At 44.9% G+C, this 19479-nt stretch carries 12 protein-coding genes; all 12 read right to left on the reverse strand.

Translation table 11 applies throughout. The features are described 5' to 3' along the window. Positions 1-35 precede the first annotated feature (35 nt). On the reverse strand, positions 36-3602 hold the full coding sequence (gene smc, locus HMPREF1152_RS08310; protein ID WP_009644825.1) for a chromosome segregation protein SMC: 3567 nt from the start codon (positions 3600-3602) through the stop codon (positions 36-38). A gap of 1 nt (position 3603) precedes the next feature. Then, positions 3604-4287, reverse strand: coding sequence for a ribonuclease III (gene rnc / locus HMPREF1152_RS08315; RefSeq protein ID WP_009644650.1), 684 nt, complete (start codon positions 4285-4287; stop codon positions 3604-3606). 72 nt (positions 4288-4359) lie between these two features. Next, on the reverse strand, positions 4360-5406 hold the full coding sequence (plsX, locus tag HMPREF1152_RS08320) for a phosphate acyltransferase PlsX (RefSeq protein WP_009644684.1): 1047 nt from the start codon (positions 5404-5406) through the stop codon (positions 4360-4362). 161 nt (positions 5407-5567) lie between these two features. Then, on the reverse strand, positions 5568-6608 hold the full coding sequence (gene rlmN / locus HMPREF1152_RS08325; protein ID WP_009644753.1) for a 23S rRNA (adenine(2503)-C(2))-methyltransferase RlmN: 1041 nt from the start codon (positions 6606-6608) through the stop codon (positions 5568-5570). A gap of 14 nt (positions 6609-6622) precedes the next feature. After that, a complete protein-coding gene (gene ileS, locus HMPREF1152_RS08330) occupies positions 6623-9751 on the reverse strand; it encodes an isoleucine--tRNA ligase (RefSeq protein WP_009644830.1) in 3129 nt (1042 codons plus the stop codon). A 153-nt stretch (positions 9752-9904) separates the two neighbouring features. Then, positions 9905-10810, reverse strand: a complete 906-nt coding sequence (locus HMPREF1152_RS08335; RefSeq protein WP_009644622.1) for a putative ABC transporter permease — start codon at positions 10808-10810, stop codon at positions 9905-9907. A 10-nt stretch (positions 10811-10820) separates the two neighbouring features. Further along, entirely contained in the window at positions 10821-12887 is a 2067-nt protein-coding gene (ppk1, locus tag HMPREF1152_RS08340) for a polyphosphate kinase 1 (protein WP_009644707.1), read from the reverse strand. Then, on the reverse strand, positions 12880-13803 hold the full coding sequence (locus HMPREF1152_RS08345; RefSeq protein WP_009644734.1) for a Ppx/GppA phosphatase family protein: 924 nt from the start codon (positions 13801-13803) through the stop codon (positions 12880-12882). Before HMPREF1152_RS08345 ends, ppk1 begins: the two co-directional genes overlap by 8 nt. Positions 13804-14017: 214 nt before the next feature. Next, on the reverse strand, positions 14018-14581 hold the full coding sequence (locus tag HMPREF1152_RS08350) for a LemA family protein (RefSeq protein ID WP_009644833.1): 564 nt from the start codon (positions 14579-14581) through the stop codon (positions 14018-14020). Positions 14582-14712: 131 nt separating this feature from the next. Then, a complete protein-coding gene (locus HMPREF1152_RS08355; protein ID WP_009644855.1) occupies positions 14713-16704 on the reverse strand; it encodes a DUF2207 domain-containing protein in 1992 nt (663 codons plus the stop codon). A gap of 131 nt (positions 16705-16835) precedes the next feature. Next, a complete protein-coding gene (locus tag HMPREF1152_RS08360) occupies positions 16836-18953 on the reverse strand; it encodes a polyribonucleotide nucleotidyltransferase (RefSeq protein ID WP_009644600.1) in 2118 nt (705 codons plus the stop codon). Between the two features lie 153 nt (positions 18954-19106). Continuing rightward, positions 19107-19373 carry a 30S ribosomal protein S15 gene (gene rpsO, locus HMPREF1152_RS08365; protein WP_009644797.1) on the reverse strand — a complete coding sequence of 89 codons (267 nt, stop codon included), beginning with the start codon at positions 19371-19373 and terminating at the stop codon, positions 19107-19109. Positions 19374-19479 lie beyond the last annotated feature (106 nt).

A 19479-nucleotide genomic window follows, 5' to 3' on the forward strand; every position in this document is an offset into this window, starting at 1 on the left:
CGTCCTGCGCTGTACAAATGCATTTGCCGGTGCGGTTATTCGTCTGCATACTCGTTTGGATCAAATCCATCTTCAAATTTGAGCGACAGAACCCGTGAAATTCCCTGTTCAGGCATAGTGACACCGTAGAGTACGTCTGCGTGTTCCATCGTGGCCTTGTGATGCGTTATAAGAGCAAACTGCACTTCTTCAAAGTGCTTGAGGTAATTGGAAAACCGCTCTATATTCGCTTCATCCAGCGCAGCCTCAACTTCATCCAGTATACAGAATGGCGTAGGCTTCGCCTTGATAACCGCAAACATAAGCGCAATGGCTGTCAGCGTTTTCTCTCCTCCGGACATAAGGTTGATATTCTTAAGTCTCTTGCCCGGCGGCTGAGCTATGATCTCGATTCCTGAAGCCAGCGGATCAGATTCATCCTCAAGCCTTAGCTCGGCGTGACCGCCGCCAAAGAGCTCGCTGAAAATCTCCTCAAAATTGATAACCACCTTGTCAAAGTTCTCCTTGAACTTGTCTCTAATCTTGCGCTCCATATTGCTGATAATAGACTTTAGCTCCTTCATAGCTGTGGAGATATCGTTTTCCTGAGCAGTCATAAACTCATACCTCCTGCTCACGGCCTTGTACTCTTCTATTGATGATATGTTTACATCACCCAGTTCGGCCATACGAAGTTTGATTTCCTTAGCCTCTTTGTTGCCGGCAGTGATTCCGAAATTCTCATCGCGTATATCCTGAGCCTCTGCGAATGACACCTCGAATTCATCCCATAGTTTATCCTTCTGAGTATCAAGCAATGTCTCACTTCTGGTGCTCTTGACTTCAAGCTTGTATTTAGCGTCCTGCAGCTCGGTCACATCGCGGATCAATTCCTTTTGATTAGAAATTGCAACTTCATATGCAGCCTTGTTTGAGTCGATTTCTTCTCCTAATGCCTTTATCTTATCCTCCAGCTGTTTCCTGCGATTCTGCAGCTCTTCTATCTTATCACTCGACTCTGCATCGCTGCTTGTCAGCATGTGGTGCTTCTCATCGAGCTCCTCGTATGACATACGGGCATCGTCGATTTCATTTTCAAGATCCGTTACAGTATCCCTGACACGCTCTATCAGCTCATTAAGTCCAAGGATCCTGGCATCCTGCTCGCTTAGCTGCAGCTTGTTCTCAAGTGTTACCTCTCGTAACCTGTTAACACGTGAATCGTATCGCTCAGCATCTACCATCAGCTCCTCAATATGATTGTTGAGCTTCTCAATCCTCGTATCAGTCTCGGATATTTCAGCCCTGTGCTTGTCTACCATCTCCGTAGCTTTAGCGATATCACCATCAAGTGTCGCAAGCTCACTGCTAAACTGCTCTCTATGCGCACCAGCATCCTCAGTTAACTTCTTGATTCTATCAAGCTCGCTTCCTATAACACTCTTGTCAATTTCTATCTGATGCAGCTCATCGTAGCACTGCGCCCTTGACTCCTTGAGTGCCGCGACATTGGCTTCACCCGCGGCAATCTTATCTCTATGCTCAGCAATCTGTTCTCTCAGCTTATCGGCGATTTCACTTAGTTCCTTGATTTCGTTTTTGCGCTCAAGTATATTGGCTGATTTGTTCTTGTACCTTCCACCGGTGATCGCACCGCTGGAATTGATAACCTCTCCATCCATCGTTACAATCCTATATCCGCGGCTCGACATCTTGGAAATTCGAACGGCATCATCCATGTTGCTTGCAAATATAACTCGTCCCAGCAGGTACTCAAGTATGACGTGATATTTTTCGTCCGCTCCCACTATTTGGGAAGCTATGCCGAGATAGCCGGGAGAATTTTCAATATCTCTTTCCTGATATTGCTTGTTATACCTGAGAGATGACAGAGGCAGGAATGTCGCTCTACCGGCTCTGTTATCCTTGAGCCATCTCACAGCTGCCTTTGCTGATGCATCGTCATCACAGACTATATTCTGCATAGCCGCTCCGAGCGCAGTCTCTGTCGCTATCTCGTATCCTGAGGGTACCTTGATAAGATCTGAAACCGTACCGAAAATTCCATTGGCATGCTGTCTCATAAGCTGTCTGACAGCATTGTTATAGCCTTCGTAGTTGCTTTCCATCTCTTCGATGGTGTTTTTACGAGCCAGCGTGCGGTTATACTTGTTACTCAGCTCTGCAATCTGCCTATTCCGTTGATTGGACGTTTCTTCAAGCTCTCTGATCTGCACGACAATCTCGTTGATCTTTGAGGCTGCGTGGCTCTGCTTGTCTTCAACCTCAGCAAACTGTGATTCCAGTGACTTGAGCTTGCGAGCATTTTCAGCATCAGTCTCATCCTTGCCGCTGTATTCCTCATTCAGCTGATCTCTTCTATCATTAAGCGTGCTGACATAATTCTCGAGGGTTGTAATATCGGCCCTGCGGGTTACATTTTTGTTCGTCAGGCTGATAATGTCGTCCTTACTGTTTTCAATCTCTGTATTGACGGCCTCAAGCTTTCGCTTGCTATCGTTGAAATCCGCTTCTGCCTGAGCCAGCTCTCTCTCAACCTGCTCCTTTTCAGCTCTATAGGATTTTTCGTTAGCCTCAAGCTCTCCGAAATTTCGCTTTTCAGAATCCAGCTTAGCCAGGTTGTCTGAAATTACAGCTTCAAGCCTTGCGAGCTCTCGCTCAATGCTTTGAAGCTTCTCTTCGTTTACCTGTCCACGGCTGGTTACAGTGTTGAGCTCATCTATTCTATCGAGAAGCTCAGCATTGGCATCTTCATACGATTGATCGAGCGCTGCCGAATTGAGTCTTCTCTCTTCGATCAGGGCTTCGATAGATTTACCCTTCTCATCCATCTCGGATAGCGTAGCTTCCATGTCGAACAATTCAGCTCGAGAAGCCTCAACCGTACGGATCAGACTATCGATATTGTGAATAATTATATTTACGCCGACGTATTTATATCTGTCGCGAAGCACTATGTATTCGCTCGCCTTTTCCGACTCTTCCTTAAGAGTTCCAATACGGCTTTCAATCTCGGAAATGATGTCCTTGACGCGTTCAAGGTTATCAGAAGCCGCCGCCAGCTTTCTCTCAGCTTCTGCCTTGCGACTCTTATAGAGCACAACTCCGGCAGCCTCTTCGAATATCTCCCTGCGGTTCTCCGGCTTAGTGCTCACAATATCCTGGATTTTTCCTTGGCCAATAATTGAATATCCGTCAACTCCAATTCCGGTATCCATAAACAGCTCTTTGATATCTTTCAGCCGACACTGATTGCCATTAATCAAGTATTCGCTGTCTCCCGACCGATACATGCGGCGTGTTACCTGAACCTCGTTGTATTCTAGCGGTAATATTCCAAGCGAATTATCAATGACAAGTGACACCTCGGCCATACCCTTGGGCTTTCGCGTCGCAGTTCCGGCGAATATGATATCATCCATTTTACCGCCACGCAGCGACTTAGGACTCTGCTCGCCAAGTACCCAACGGAGGGCATCGCTGATGTTGCTCTTACCACTTCCGTTAGGTCCGACTATACATGTTATTCCGTCGTTGAGGTCAATAGTCACCGGGTCAGCAAATGACTTAAAGCCCTGTAGCTCAATACGTTTAAAATACAAGCTATATATCCCCTTTCATAAGTGCATCCGCTGCAGCGGCCTGCTCAGATTCCTTCTTGCTCTTGCCTATTCCTCTACCCAGCTCATTGCCGTCAACAAGCACCGCTGCCACGAACTCCTTGCTATGGTCCGGACCTGCCTCATTCACTATCTGATACCTGATATTAACTCCCTTGATATAATCCTGCAGCTTCTCTTGCAGAAGAGTCTTATAATCCTTATACAGCTCCCCCTTAACTGCAAGTCTAATCTTATCTGCAAAAAGATCCAGCACCACTCGCTCAGCTGCAGCATATCCTCCATCGATTATCATCGCACCGATAACGGCTTCGACAGCATCTCCGACAATTGATGTTTTCTGACGACCGCCACCATTTTCTTCACCATGACCCAGCTTCAGATATTCACCCAGCTCAAGCTGACTAGCTACCTCAGCAAGAGATCGCTCACACACGACATCTGCGCGAGTTTTTGACAATACTCCTTCGTGCGCCTCCGGCATAACCGCAAACATCTTCTTACCGATTATTGCATTGAGAAAAGCGTCTCCGAGAAACTCAAGCCGCTCATTGTTGAATTCATAGTGCTTACCATGCTCAGAAGCGTATGAGCTGTGAGTGAGTGCAGTCTCCAGCAGCTTTTCATTTTTGAATTTATACCCTAATTTATTTTCTAAGCTATCCATTTCATCCTAACCTATACATGACTTATGCATAACACTGCCGTGTGAATGCTATGTATCCGAAACCTGATATTTCTACGCTTCTGCGTTACCATCCGTTACTTCAGTTTTGTATTCGCTAAGCTCATCGTTATCAGCCAGAGCTTTTTCAATCTGCCCGGTCACATCTGACGCTACATAATCTCGGGCTTTGAGGATTGCATTATAGACAGCGTAAGCCTTAGAACTACCGTGAATCTTGAGAACCGGTCCCTTGAGTCCAAGAATAGGAGCTCCACCTTCTTCTGAATAGTCGAATTCCTTCTTCATTTCCTTGAGTTGCTTAGACAGCATAAGCGCAGCAATCCTGGAGATAGTTCCCCCTAGCAGAACATCCTTGAGCCTGCCCATGATCGAAAGCGCCAGACCCTCCGAGCTCTTGAGGAATACATTTCCTGAAAATCCGTCAGTAACGACAACATCGCAGACACCAGAGGCAATCTCGCGACCCTCAACATTGCCTTTGAAATTGATGGAGCTATTAGCGAGAAGTTCATGAGCTTCCTTATGAAGGTCATCTCCCTTTTCAGCCTCTGTTCCGACGTTAAGCAGTCTTACGTCCGGATGCTCAATACCTTTGACATTTTCCACGTAAATGCTGCCCATAATACCGAACTGGTACAAATATTCAGACTTGCAGTCCACATTTGCACCACAGTCTAAGAGAAGTGTCGTCTCATTCTTGCCAATCTGCGGAAAAAACGCTGCAATTGCCGGTCGCTTGATACCCTTGATACGGCCCAGCCCCAGAAGTCCTGCGGCTAGCAGTGCACCCGTGCTGCCACCAGAGATAAACACGTCGCCATCTCCTGCCTTGATCATCCTCATTCCAACATTGACTGTAGCATCCTTCTTCTTGCGTACTGCCATTGCGGGAGCTTCGTTGTTGGTTACAGCCTCGGTTGCATTTACAACCGCAATGTTGTCTCCATCCCACCCCCGCCTCTCCAGTTCGGTACTGATAAGCTCTTGAGCTCCAATTATTGTAATCGTATCCTCTATCTTTCTAGCGGCAGAAATCGCACCCTTGACGATTTCCTGTGGAGCGTAATCTCCACCCATGCCATCAATCAATATATTCATAATCCCTCCGCTATAATGCACAAACAGAATTAAGCATAATATTATACCATAAACCCCTGAACCTTGTGAATTTCTGAGGGTTATATTGTATATCGAGCATGAAAAAAGTGCTGTTATCCGGAGTCCGGCCGCACACAGCACTGTATTGATCGACATCGTATTCATCTGAGTCTGAGCTGACCACACGCCGCATCGATATCAGTACCTAGAGTCCTTCTCACTGAAACCGCAATGCTGTGTTCCTCGAGTGTCCACGCGAAACTTCTGACAGTTTCCCTGTTAGATGTGAGGTAGCCTGTACCGTCTACCTCATTGAGTGGAATCAGATTAACATGAGTAAGCCAACCCTTGAGATGGCCGGCAAGCTCTAGCGCATGCTCCCTCTGATCATTGACACCGTCGATGAGCGCATATTCAAAAGTTATACGTCTCTTAGTCGACTCTGTGTATGTCCTGCATGCTGTAATGAGATCTTCGTACGCATATCTCCTTGCAATCGGCATGGTACGTCTTCTGATATCGTCATTGGGCGCGTGTAGCGATACCGCTAGATTCACTTGAGGAAAATCTTTCCCGAATTGCTCAATCATCGGCACAAGTCCGCACGTAGATACGGTAATATTCCTCATTCCGAGATTGTACCCCTGCTTGCTGTTAATGAGACTGATAAATTTTGATAGTCCTTCGTAATTATCAAAGGGTTCCCCTATGCCCATTATTACGACATGCCCAATGTCCTCGCCGATCAACCTGCGCATCTTGAGAACCTGTGCCAGCATTTCTCCGCCAGTCAGCGATCTGTCAAGTCCTTTGCGTGTCGATGCACAGAACGAACACCCCATACGGCATCCGACTTGAGAGCTGATGCATATTGAATTGCCGTAATTATATTTCATATATACGGCTTCGACGCGTGCACCATCCGAAAACTCAAATAGGCATTTACAAGTTCCGTCCTGCTTTGATTCCTGAACGGTAACCGCTCCGGGCATATCGATATAGTAATCTTGAGCGAGCGCACCTCTAAGCCTCACTGGTAGATTGCTCATCTCATCGAACGAGTCGACACCCTTTGAAATCCACTCAAATATCTGTTTGGCTCTAAACTTTTTCTCACCGTATGAAGAAACGACCCCGGCTAATTCGTCGGGATCGAAATCTGCGATGTTGAGCTTAGAATTATTTTTGTTATCTTCACTCATAATATTTATTGCTCTTAACACTTAGCTACTGCAAGTCCGGTATTGTGACCATTGATATCAAACACATCCAGGCCTGTAGCTTCAACAACAGCATCGGCGAGAGTCTCTTCCTTGATATGATCAATCGCACCTAGAACAGCCGCCTTCACATCATCATCTGCCTCCAAGCTGATGGTTATGTGGTCAAGCATCTTGAAGTCGTGCTGTTTGCGAAGCTGCTGAACCTTAGAAATAACCTCACGGACATATCCCTCGCTGACAAGCTCCGGAGTTAGAGTTGTATCCAGGATAGTGAAAACGTTGTTCTCCATACCCACAATAAAGCCTTCCTTTGCCGAAATACGTACATCGAGGAATTCTTCAGTGATGTCGTACTCAGTACCACCGAGCTCCAGCTTAACAGAACCGTTTGCGACATTTGCCAGGAGCTCCTTGGCATCCAGCTGTGCCAGCTTTGCGGCAAACTCCTTGATATTCTTCCCGAGCACCGGTCCGGCTGTCTTGAAGTCCGGCTTAACTGAGAAGTTCATGTATTTATCCAAATCGTTTTCAAACACGACATTCTTGACGTTGAGCTCCTCGGTGATCAGGGATACGAGGTCGCTGATCAGGCTCTCGTATTTACCGTCAACGATTACCTCGCTGAGTGGCTGTCTGACCTTGAGTCTCTCTTTTTCTCTGGTTCCTCTTCCAAGGTTAACAAGAGTCTTGACTAGACCCATCCTATCCTCAGTTTTTTCATCGATGAGTTCTTTGTTGGCAACCGGGAAGTAGGCAACGTGAACGCTCTTATCTCCTGTCAGCTTGACATACATTTCATCGGAAATAAACGGAGCGATTGGCGCTATCATCTTGATCGTACCGAGAAGAACCTCATAAGTAGTTGCGTAAACGCTCTTCTTATCGTCAGTCATTCCCTCGGCGTAGAATCTTCTTCTAGCTCTTCTGATGTACCAGTTGGAGAAGTCCTCTACTACGAAATCGTTGATTGCTCTGACTGTCTTCATATGGTCGTACTCATCCATGTGTTCAGTGACCTCAGCTGCAAGCCTGTTATATCTGGAGATAATCCATCTGTCCAGCTCCGGTCGATCTGCATAAGGAACCTCTATTTTCGCCGGATCTATGTCGTCCATATTTGAGTATAGTACAAAGAAATTGTAGATATTTCTGAGAGTACCGAAGAACTTGCTCTGCACGTCCTTAACTCCTTCCTCATCAAACTTAGTTGGTGTCCAGGCCGGTGATACGGATACCAGATACCAACGTATTACGTCAGCTCCGTACTTACTCATCATCTCGAACGGATCAACTGTGTTTCCTACATGCTTGGACATCTTCTTGCCATTTGCGTCGAGAATCAGGTCGTTAACCAGTACGTTCTTGTAAGGTGCTTTGCCCATGATGAAAGTGGATATAGCCATCAGTGAATAAAACCAACCTCTGGTCTGGTCAATACCCTCACAGATGAAATCAGCCGGGAACAGCTCACTTTCGAATCTCTCCTTGTTCTCAAATGGATAATGCCACTGTGCAAACGGCATCGAACCCGAGTCGAACCAGCAGTCCATAACATCGGGAATTCTCTCCATAGCCTTGCCGCAATGAGGGCACTTGAAATGAATATCATCTACATATGGTCTGTGAAGCTCTATTGTCTCCGGATCGACATCCTCTATTGCCTTTTCAGCCAGCTCAGCACGGCTGCCGGCACCCTCAAGATGTCCGCACTCACACTTCCAGATTGGAATTGGAGTACCCCAGTATCTGGCTCTTGAGATGTTCCAGTCCTTAACATCAGAAATCCAATTGCCGAATCTCTTCTCGCCAACATATGGCGGATACCAATTAACTTTATTATTATTCTCAACCAGCTGTTCTCTGAGCTTAGTCATCTCAATATACCAGCCGGGCTTTGAATAGTACACCAAAGGTGTATCGCACCTCCAGCAGTGTGGATAGTTGTGAACCATCTTCTGTTTAGCAAATACCTTGTTCTCAGCTGCAAAATGCTTGAGTATCTCTACATCCAGACCCTCGTCCATAACGAATCTACCCTTCCATGGAGTTGCCGTAAAACATCCTCTCTCATCAACCGGTTCTGCAAAATCAACACCATATTTGCGGCAAGTATTATAGTCGTCTTCACCGAAAGCATATGCCGTATGAACAAGACCTGTACCGTCATCAACTGTTACATAATCTGCATTCGCTATGAAAAAGCCTTTAACCTTTTCCGGATCATCGCCATATACAAATGTCGAAAGAGGCTCATACTCAACGTGCTCGAGCTCCTTACCTGTCATCTCATCGAGAACCTCGTATTTGCCCTCTCCGAGAACCCTATCGGCAAGATTCTTGGCTACGTAGAATACGTTGCCTTCTTCGTCGCCCTCAAGCATCTTAGCTCTGATGTATACAACCTCTGGACCTACTGTAATTAAAATGTTAGAGGGAAGTGTCCACGGTGTTGTTGTCCATGCTAAGAAATACTCATTATCTCTGTCTCTGCGTTTGAACTTGCAGGTTACTGTGAGGACCGGATCCTCCTTATAGCCCTGTGCAACCTCGTGAGAAGCAAGACCTGTTCCGCATCTGGCGCAATATGGCAGAACCTTGTGACCTTCGTAGATTAAGCCCGCATCAAAGAACTTCTTGATTATCCACCATACAGATTCGATATAGTTATTATCAAATGTGATATACGGGTCATCCATATCGGCTAAATATGCCATTTTCTCCGACATCTCACGCCATAGACCTGTGTATTTAAAGACGGAGTCCCGGCACTTCTCATTAAACTCCTTGATCCCGTACTTCTCGATATCGCCTTTGCCGGACATACCGAGCTGCTTCTCTACCTCAATTTCGACCGGAAGTCCGTGTGTATCCCATCCAGCCTTTCTCTTTACCTGGAAACCCTGCATAGTCTTGTATCTGTTGATGGAATCCTTGAGCGTTCTAGCCATCAGATGGTGTATACCCGGCTTACCATTGGCTGTCGGAGGCCCCTCGTAGAATACGAAGCTTGGTTCACCTTCTCTCTCTCTTACGCAGAGCTCCAGAAGATCTATGTCGGCCCAATGCTTGACCTGTTCTTCTTGAACTTCCGCTACTGATTGCTCAGATAAGTTTTCAAACATATTTTCATCCCTTCCTCTAACATTAATTATTGTAATAAACAAAATATTCATTAATTTTACTAATTAAAGCACAAAATGTCAACATTACCATAATGTGTATGGCTTATAAGCTCACAATATGTATGGTTTATAAACCATATAAAACAAACAATACTATTTGCGATACTCATTGAAATTTCTCTTAATCTTATCCACTAATTCTGGATATTTTACAGAATGAAGATCAGGGTAGGACTTCAAAATTCTGCCTGATCCAAATAACGAGGTCTTGCTCAGATTTTTGTAAAGCTCCTGTCTCACAAGCTCGTACTGCTGTTTCATTTCAGCAAGCTCATGGCTAACCTCTTCTCTTCTAGCGGTTGCCATATCTCGCACATCGGCCTCAAATAACGCACTCTGAACTTTGTATTCATCTACATGTTCCTTCGTACTGAGAGCGTTCTCGCCAATCCTCGTGCTCAGCTCATCACTGAATTCCCGCATCGCCTGCTGCATATCGTCAAGCTTTCTGATTTTCTTGTTGAGTCCGAGCATTATCAGAACTGATACCACAAGATCTGAAGCAAATCCTGCATATGCAATTGCAAGCACAATTAAGCCCGGAGTCGACATAGAGAATCCGCCAAGCAGCGACTGCGTCAACGGATGAATGCGTCTCACAATAAACAGAATGCCAAAACCCCAGATAAGGCTAAACTCAAGGCATATATAGCCATGGTAGTTAAGAGGCTTCCCGGAATAGTCCCACCACCTGGCGTGGAAAACTTTGAGAAGCACGTAGCCGCCGATCAACTCAAGAAGTGTAGATAGAACCACGCCAAGCAAGAACACCTCTATGTCTGATGTCGTAGTACTGTGGCTGAGATCAAGTACATTTACAAGAAGAATTACGAATAACGCTCCAAACCCGTAAATCGGGCACACCGGTCCGTTGAGAAAGCCCCTGTTTACGACTAACCCCTTGCTTACCGCCTGATAAATCACTTCCGTAATCCACCCGAGAACCGAATACACAATAAAGAAAATTGCAATGTCTGTTATCTGATAGCCCCCTATCATCGTTCCCCCTTCAATCTATATAATCGTTAAATTGGTACAGGAGTCGTTCCTGACTATCACGCATTATACCATCTGCGCGCAGTTCTGCGTACCGTCCATCGTTGCGTAAGCACCTTGCTCTAACGTTATCTGTAAGGTTTTCATACATTATGTGCTTAATCTCAGATATAGCGGCTCTATCCGTAATCGGAAACGCAAGCTCGAAACGCTTATCCATATTGCGATTCATAAGATCAGCAGAGGATATATATGTGATTTCGTCATCGTCAGAACCGAAAATATATACGCGTGAATGTTCGAGGAACCTACCCACGATGCTCAGAATCTGAACATTTTCAGTATACCCGCTGACCCCGGGTAGCAATGTACAACTCCCTCTCACCAGCATGCGGATTTTAACACCTGCAACCGAAGCCTCCGCCAGCTTCTCAATGATGGCTCTATCCGTAACTGAGTTGACCTTAATGAAAATTCGTCCCGCAGAGCCTTTTTCTATTTCTCTATCGATCAGTTTAACGATCCCTTTGCGCAAGCTCCCCGGCGAAGCCAATATACATTGAAAAGAATCATCGATTATTCCCCGCACCGCATCGTCAAACAAACGCATCACTTCAAGTCCCAGCAAATGATTTGCTGTAATAACGGAAAAGTCAGTGTATTGCTTAGCTGTGCTCTCGTTGTAATTACCAGTACCGACTTGCGTAATAATCTCATTAGCGCCTGATTTGTTAAATGATTTCCTAAAAATTACCTGGCATGTCTTAAAGTGTGATTTGTAGCTCTTGGTACCATAGTATACGTGACAACCAGCTTCTTCCAGTCGTTTTGCCCAATTAATATTGCTCGACTCATCAAATCTCGCCCTGAGCTCGATGAGGACCTTGACGCACTTGCCATTGTGTGCCGCCTTGATCAGGTACTCATATATTCGCGGGTGGTTGGACAGCCTGTATATACTGATTCTAATCTCTTTGACCTTAGGGTGAGAGGAAGCCTCTTTGAGCAGCTCAAGCAGATTATCCATAGACTCATATGGATATGCATCTAAAATATCCCTGTCCATAGCACAAGCTATCACAGACTCACCGTTCCTGCAGTTAGACGGAGCAGCAGCAAATCGCCGATATGAATTTGCACTAACAGTCTTGCTCGTCAGACATTCCTGCAAATGCACGAGATGCTTAACCGTAGGTAGCTCCGAGCATTGTACAAGTTCATTCCCAGGCAGTGTAAGCGCCTCACAGAGTATCTCGCACAGTCCAGAGCTGCTGTAATCTGTGCGCACAAAAGTCCCCACAAACTCAGAGTCGGTTCGCTTTTCAAGCATCTTGCGAATACGCTCTCTGGCTCCGGCTCCAAATTCGAACTCATCATATTCAAAGTCGATATCTGCATTTCTAAAAGCTCTGAAGGCAATACTTCCTCGTGGCACGAACGGAAAGCATATCCGGGCAATATATCGGTGCAGTATATCCATCGGCGGCAACAAGCTCATAATATCGCCACGACCAATCACAACGCCTTGAAGCCATGAATCAGGAAGCTCTACCAGCATGAGCGTCCGGTTGTTGTCCGCATCAGTGTCTATGAGGACATAAAACTTTCCGTCCTCAACCATTTCGGCAAGGTTACCTACCTCGACAAAATTAGGCTCTAACTCCCTGGCCAGCCTCATCATAAACTGACCATCAAGATACTGCGCAGTCTGTGCCTTTAAGCTGTCGGATGATTCGCGCGCAGCACCAATCTGCTTCAGGTCATCATAAATTTTGAGAAGAATCTGCTCGGCTGCTGCATGTATTCGCCTGATCTCCTTCCAGATGGAATTTATCTGTTCAGATGCGGTCATTCCCGACATTGAATCCCTGCTGAGGTGATCCACCCTGCTGAGGTGATGAAGGCTGCCCACGCGAACCCTTATAAATTCAGCCAGATTGCTCTCGTATATGCCCAAGAACCTGATGCGCTCCAAAAGAGGATTGGCACTGTTTCCGGCTTCGAGCAGAACCCGCTCATTGAACTTTAACCACGACAGTTCACGATTTTGCGTGTATCCCTCCAGGTATAGCTCACTCATTTACAGCCCCATTCAATTCCTCAAGCTTGTTCAACAGATAGCCCTCGCGCACGCCGGATTCGGACACTTTGATGACAGCTGTTCCAAACCTATCCATTATCGTCTTCTGTATGCACATGCCGGTTACCAGTGTCTGTACTCTCTCCGGCTTGACCTTGAGCAACGTTTTTATAAATTTCTTTTGTTCTTTAAAATACAGCTCAAAGAGCCTGTCATACTCGACTCCGCTGAGGGTAGTCGTGTCCTTGCTCCTATCGAGAAGCTTATTTGCAAGCTTACACGTGGCTCTAACAGTTCCACCAACTGCATATATGTGTCCATTTGAGAGGATAATACCATCCGGAATATTAAGCCTGTTCAGCATACTCTCGGTATCCGCCTTGATGTCACGCAATTCCTCCTCAGTCGGGAAAATACCTTTGACGTGATTGTAGTATGAGTTGAGAGATCCGATAGGCATGGTATCCGCAAAGATGACCGTATCACCTGTAAAAAGCGACACCTCCGTACTTCCGCCTCCACAGTCGGTAAGCATCCCGGTAGCCTCGCCAATATCCTTCGTAATTCCGTAATAATCGTAAAGAGCTTCCTCTTTGCCAGAGATGACATTTACTTCAAAACCGGTTTCATCCTTGATACGCTTGATAACCGCATCGCGATTGCTGAGCTCCCTGAGGCTTGCAGTGGCAATTGCAAAGACCGTGACATGCGCCATCCCGTCTACGGCAATTCTGAATTGCTTGAGCGCATCAATCATGACTTCTATGCCCTCTGCGTTCATCTCGTCATCCTCAATGTAGCCGGCTAATCCACAGGATACCTTGTTGCTCATAATCTGGTTAAAAGAGTTGTCCTTCTCTATGTTGTATACAGCCATCCTCACAGTGTTAGAGCCGATATCTATAATTACATACATTAAAACGTCCTCTGTCCATATAATTTGTGATTGGTCCATTCATTCTAACAAAATACACTTTAAATATAAAGTTGAAACACAATTCCATATTAATTTTTTGTGTTTATGTTATAAACAAGAAAACGAGCACGCATCACTGCGCGCCCAGTCTCATCGATACGAATGATTATTCATAATAATCTGTATCTGCGGTACAGGAAACAATATCTGCCGCTTATTTATTTGTGCCAAAGTCCACCTTGACGTTCTCACGCTCAGCTGCGGCCGATACCTCGAACATCGGCTTTGACTCATAACCAAACATCCTGGCGATGATTGAAGATGGGAATACTCTGCATTTTACATTATATTTCTTTACTACTGCATTATAGTATTTGCGAGCACTTGCGATGTCGTTTTCCACAGACTTGAGCTGTTCCATAAGCTCTATAAAGTTTGTGTTCGCCTTTAAATCGGGATATGCTTCTGCAACTGCAAAAAGACTCCTTAGCGTACCGGAGAGTATATTCTCATTTTCCAGCTTTTCAGCAGTTGTAGATGAATTCCCTACAGCAGATCTTGCCGCAGTTACCGCCTGAAGTGTTTCAGATTCATGAGCTGCATATCCCTTAACAGTCTCCACCAGATTGGGGATCAAATCAAACCTCTTCTTGAGATAAACATCCATCGTGGAGAAAGCTTCGTCACAGCCTACACCCAGTTTAACAAAACCGTTATAAGTAGCGATAAACCACATAGCAAAGAGTACGACTACCGCTAAAATTATCCAAATTGCCATTTCTACACCTCATTCTTATATATTAAGTTATAAACGATTCAATTTATTCTATATTACACAGCTGTTAAATCACGTGTTTTTTACATCACTTAATTGTAAAATTACCGTGGCAGACACAAGCCGGCCGTATTCTACCAGGCACCTCCGCCTCCGCCGCCGGAGCCGCCTCCCGAGAAACCGCCGCCGGAAAAACCGCCGATACCGCCACCTCCGGAATCTGCATTTGCGGCAGCGATGCCGGAATAGGTGCTATGTTGAATGCTGTTCATCATCATGTTTATTCTCATGTAATCAAAAACAGTCATATTATAATAGCTGTACCCTTCATGCTCAGGTATCTTGATATTATCAAACTTCTTAACCCATTTGCTAGTTAAGCCCAATACGTATGCATATGGCAACACATCGTAGAAATATGACGGATTATCCGTAACAAGCTCATTGATTCTGTCTATTTCAGCGGTCGCAATGAACTCTTTGAAGCCGAGTATTTCACCGTAAATTTTGCGATTATATTCACTTCTGGCTTTTATCCCGACAACAAAGACAGGTATTAAAAGCGAATACAGTGCGAATATAAGGAATATATATGTAGGCGTCTCTTTTTTTCCAATCGCTGCCATCATTAAAATAAAGCCCGCAGTAAAAATCAAATAAAGGATAATCCATACAATTAAACCTGACGCACTCTTCACAGCATTCATAGATTTACGGTAATAGTAATGAGTCCTTATTTTACTCGTTATATATATCCATATCAGCAGGGTGAATATAAGCAAACCGCCTATCATCGCGACCACTGCACCGCTAAAATAAATCGGTAAATCAGACCTGTATATCCCAAGTGCCAATGTCACTCCATATCCAATGCATCCAATAACCATCGCAAGTTGTTCCATCACTAAAGAGCTGCCTGAGAATATGGACATTTCACCCGAATACTTATCCTCAATTTGACTGCAAATCGTATCGTATGCTTCTCCAATTGACTCCCCGGCTTTTTCAAGCGAAGCGGTTTTTCCTATGCTGCTCTCACTGTCACTGCCAAATAAAGACTTGTAGAATTTATTTACAAAGCCCGGTTCATTTATAGGTGCTTTTAAAGCCTTAAACTTTATAGCTTTTTTGTCTGAGCCTTCTTCTATTTGGATGTATCCCTTAGAAGCAAGGTATAAATATAGCGATGTCACATCCTTCTTGTCAACAGCTCCGTCCGCTAAATATCCTAATTCCGCCGGGGTTATACCTTCAGGGGGATTGAACATCACCGGAGACACAATCTCTTTATTTTTATTTCTGCTTAGCCTTATAAAGGCAACAGCAGCAAAACAAGCAAGAACAACTATCGTGTTAAATATATTGCTCCAGGACTTGCTTCGTGCTCCAACCCAGTAGCTCTTTGGTGTTTTTACCAGCAAAGTTATGCCGACTTTGGCAGGAATCATTGTGTCACTTGATTCAAGAGAATGGTTTTCTTTGTTATAATACCATTTATCATTATTATCACCGCTGCTGCCATAATGACCGGAATAGGCCTTAAACCCGTCGTATTTAAAATCATCCGGAAGCTTTACTCTTAGCTTTGAAGATAAAATAACAGTTTCCCATCCGGTAGGTAATACATCCACATAAATATTATTTTCAGAATTTCTCTGCAGATAATTTTCAATCCTATATTTAATCTTATATGTCTTCCTGCCATTGACATATCTGTCGGCGCTGCCTATCTTGATAATTAAATTGCCGTCTTCTTTTTTGACATCGTAATCATCACCTTCAACGCTGATATTTTTTATTTTGTAATTGCCTGCAATTGGAATATTCCTTACTATACCATGCTTTTGAGTCTTGAAATCCACATCGATGGTCTCTGTAAAATCATACGAATAATCCTTGTTAACCTTTATGTCAACATCAAAAGAATTAGTGGCATAGCCGTTGACATAGTAATCTTCGTTAAAGCCGGACTCAAAGCCCTGCTGCTCGGATGATATAGACTTGGTATCATTGGACACATCATCATCTGCATAAATAGGAACAATACCACTGAAAGTAATTACGATAACAATCATAATTGAAAGAAGAGTCTTACTTAATTTGTTTCCTTGTATATTATCAAACATAGCTATAAAATCCCTCTATAATCGAGTATTGTCAAACACTCCCTATCTCTCAACAATTCCCTAACCAATGTTAACAAAGCAGCACATCAGCAACAAGCCGATGTGCTGTCAACTGAATACTATATTGAGTACTAGTTTTCTACAAGCTCTTTTCTGGAGAGGTTGATGCGATTCTGGTTATCAATCTCAGTTACCTTGACCTTAACCTTGTCGCCTATATTCATGACATCTTCAACCTTCTCAACTCTGTGATTTGCAATCCTGGAGATGTGCAGAAGGCCCTCCTTGCCGGGGAGAATCTCGATAAATGCACCGAAGCTCATGATTCTTTTAACTTCTCCCTCGTAGGTCTTTCCGACCTCAACGTCAGCTGTAAGATATTCAATCATGTCTTTAGCCTTAGCTGCACTTGGCTCATCAGAACTGTAAATGCTGATTAGACCGACATCATCATCTGAAATATCGATCTTGCATCCGGTCTCCTCAACAATCTTGTTGACGTTCTTACCTCCCGGTCCGATTACAAGTCTGACCTTATCCGGATCAACTCTCATGGAAATGCATCTTGGCGCATAAGGGGAAAGCTCAGCTCTCGGTTCAGCGATTTCCTCAAGCATGTTCTCAAGAATATGAGCCCTGCCGACTCTTGCCTGCTCCAGTGCCTGCTCCAGGATTTCTCTGGAAAGTCCATGAACCTTGATATCCATCTGGATTGCTGTAATGCCATCTGGTGTACCTGTTACCTTGAAATCCATGTCTCCGAGGAAGTCTTCCATCCCCTGAATATCTGAAAGGATAGCATATCTGCTGCTGCCATCCGGATCAACTCTCTCGATTAGTCCCATAGCAATACCCGATACCGGCTTCTTGATGGGTACGCCGGCATCCATAAGTGCTAAGCAGGAACCACAGGTAGATGCCATCGAAGATGAACCATTGGATGAAAGCACCTCGGATACTACTCTAATAGCATATGGGAATTCCTCCTCGCCGGGAATAACCGGCAGCAATGCTCTCTCAGCCAGTGCACCGTGTCCGATTTCCCTTCTGCCGGGACTACGAGGTGGCTTAGGCTCACCTGTACAGTAGCCGGGAAAGTTGTACTGATGCATATATCTCTTGGTGGTTCTGTCGATATCAATGCTGTCCAAATCCTGAGCATCAGACAGGGGTGCAAGTGTTGCAACAGACAGAACTTGAGTCTGTCCTCTCTTGAACAGTCCGGTTCCATGTGCTCTAGGCAAAAATCCGGTCTCGGAGAATAGAGGTCTGATCTCTGTAAGCTTTCTGTTATCAGGTCTAACGCCCTCATCAAGAATCATAGCTCTTACCTGCTCCTTTTTGATAGCATATAGAACCTCTCCGACTTCCTTATCCCTGTCCTCAAAGAGTTCTGTAAAATGCTCCTGAGTATCTTCCTCGACCTTCTCCATATTTTCAAGACGTTCAAGCTTGTCGAAAGTCTTGATAGCAGCTACCATCTTGTCTGTCGCATACTCTCTGACTGCAGTCTCGACATCCTCTGCAGCCTTAAATAAAACATACTCCATCTTGTCCTTGCCGACTTCCTTGACAATCTCTTCGATGAACTCGCATAACTGCTTGATCTCAGCGTGAGCAAACATGATGGCGTCGAGCATATCACTCTCAGATACCTCCTTAGCTCCTGCTTCAACCATCATGATAGCTTCCTTAGTTCCAGCTACAGTCAGGTCGATATCGGAATTCATTCTCTGCTCATAGGTTGGGTTGATGACGAGCTCACCATTTACTCTGCCAACCTTGACGGAACCGGTTGGACCATCCCAAGGAATATCTGATGTAGCAAGTACAACGGATGATCCAATCATTGCAGCAATTTCCGGTGAGCAATCGTGATCAACGCTCATTGCAACTGCAACGACAGAAACATCGTTTCTAAACCCCTTAGGAAAAAGCGGCCTGAGCGGTCTATCCATAAGTCTGGAAGTTAGAATTCCGTGCTCTCCCGGTCGCCCCTCTCTCTTGATATATCCGCCAGGAATCTTTCCTACGGAATACATCTTCTCCTCATAATCACAGCTAAGAGGAAAGAAATCAATATCCTGTCTTGGCTGCTTAGAAGCGGTAGCTGTGCAGTTTACTACAGTGTCCCCGTATCTTACTGTAACCTGACCGTTCGCCTGCTCGCATACCTTACCGAGCTCGAGCTGCAACAGTCTACCGCCCAGTGCTGTTCTAAATGTGTGATAATCAGTGAATCTTCCCATTATAATTAACAACTCCTTCCTGTTAATCGTACTATTTTATTAATAAGATTCGCATTGCAAACCGCCCACAACGCGAACGGTCTCGGGAAAAAGATCCCTCCTATATACAAATAAGCGGGATAAACATCCCGCTTATATTGTCAGATAATAATATTACTTTCTGAGACCCAGTCTGGCAATAAGAGTTCTATATCTCTCAATATCAGTATCTCTTAGGTACTTGAGAAGGTTTCTTCTCTGACCTACCATCTTGAGCAGACCTCTTCTCGAGTGATGGTCCTTAGCATGCTCCTTGAGGTGCTCATTGAGATCGTTGATTCTATAGGTAAGAATAGCAACCTGAACCTCCGGAGAACCCGTATCGCCTTCCTTATTAGCGTATTCTTTGATGATTTCCTGCTTCTTTTCCTTTGTAAGCATTGTTTCTCCTCCTGTTTTGTCATCCGCCCTCGCATCGCCGCCGTTCGGAGTAACGAGCAGCTGAAGTAAGGGTATAAAAAATTACCATGTAATATTATCATATTGG

It is taken from the genome of Mogibacterium sp. CM50 (assembly GCF_000293155.1).
Classification (GTDB): Bacteria; Bacillota; Clostridia; order Peptostreptococcales; family Anaerovoracaceae; genus Mogibacterium; species Mogibacterium timidum.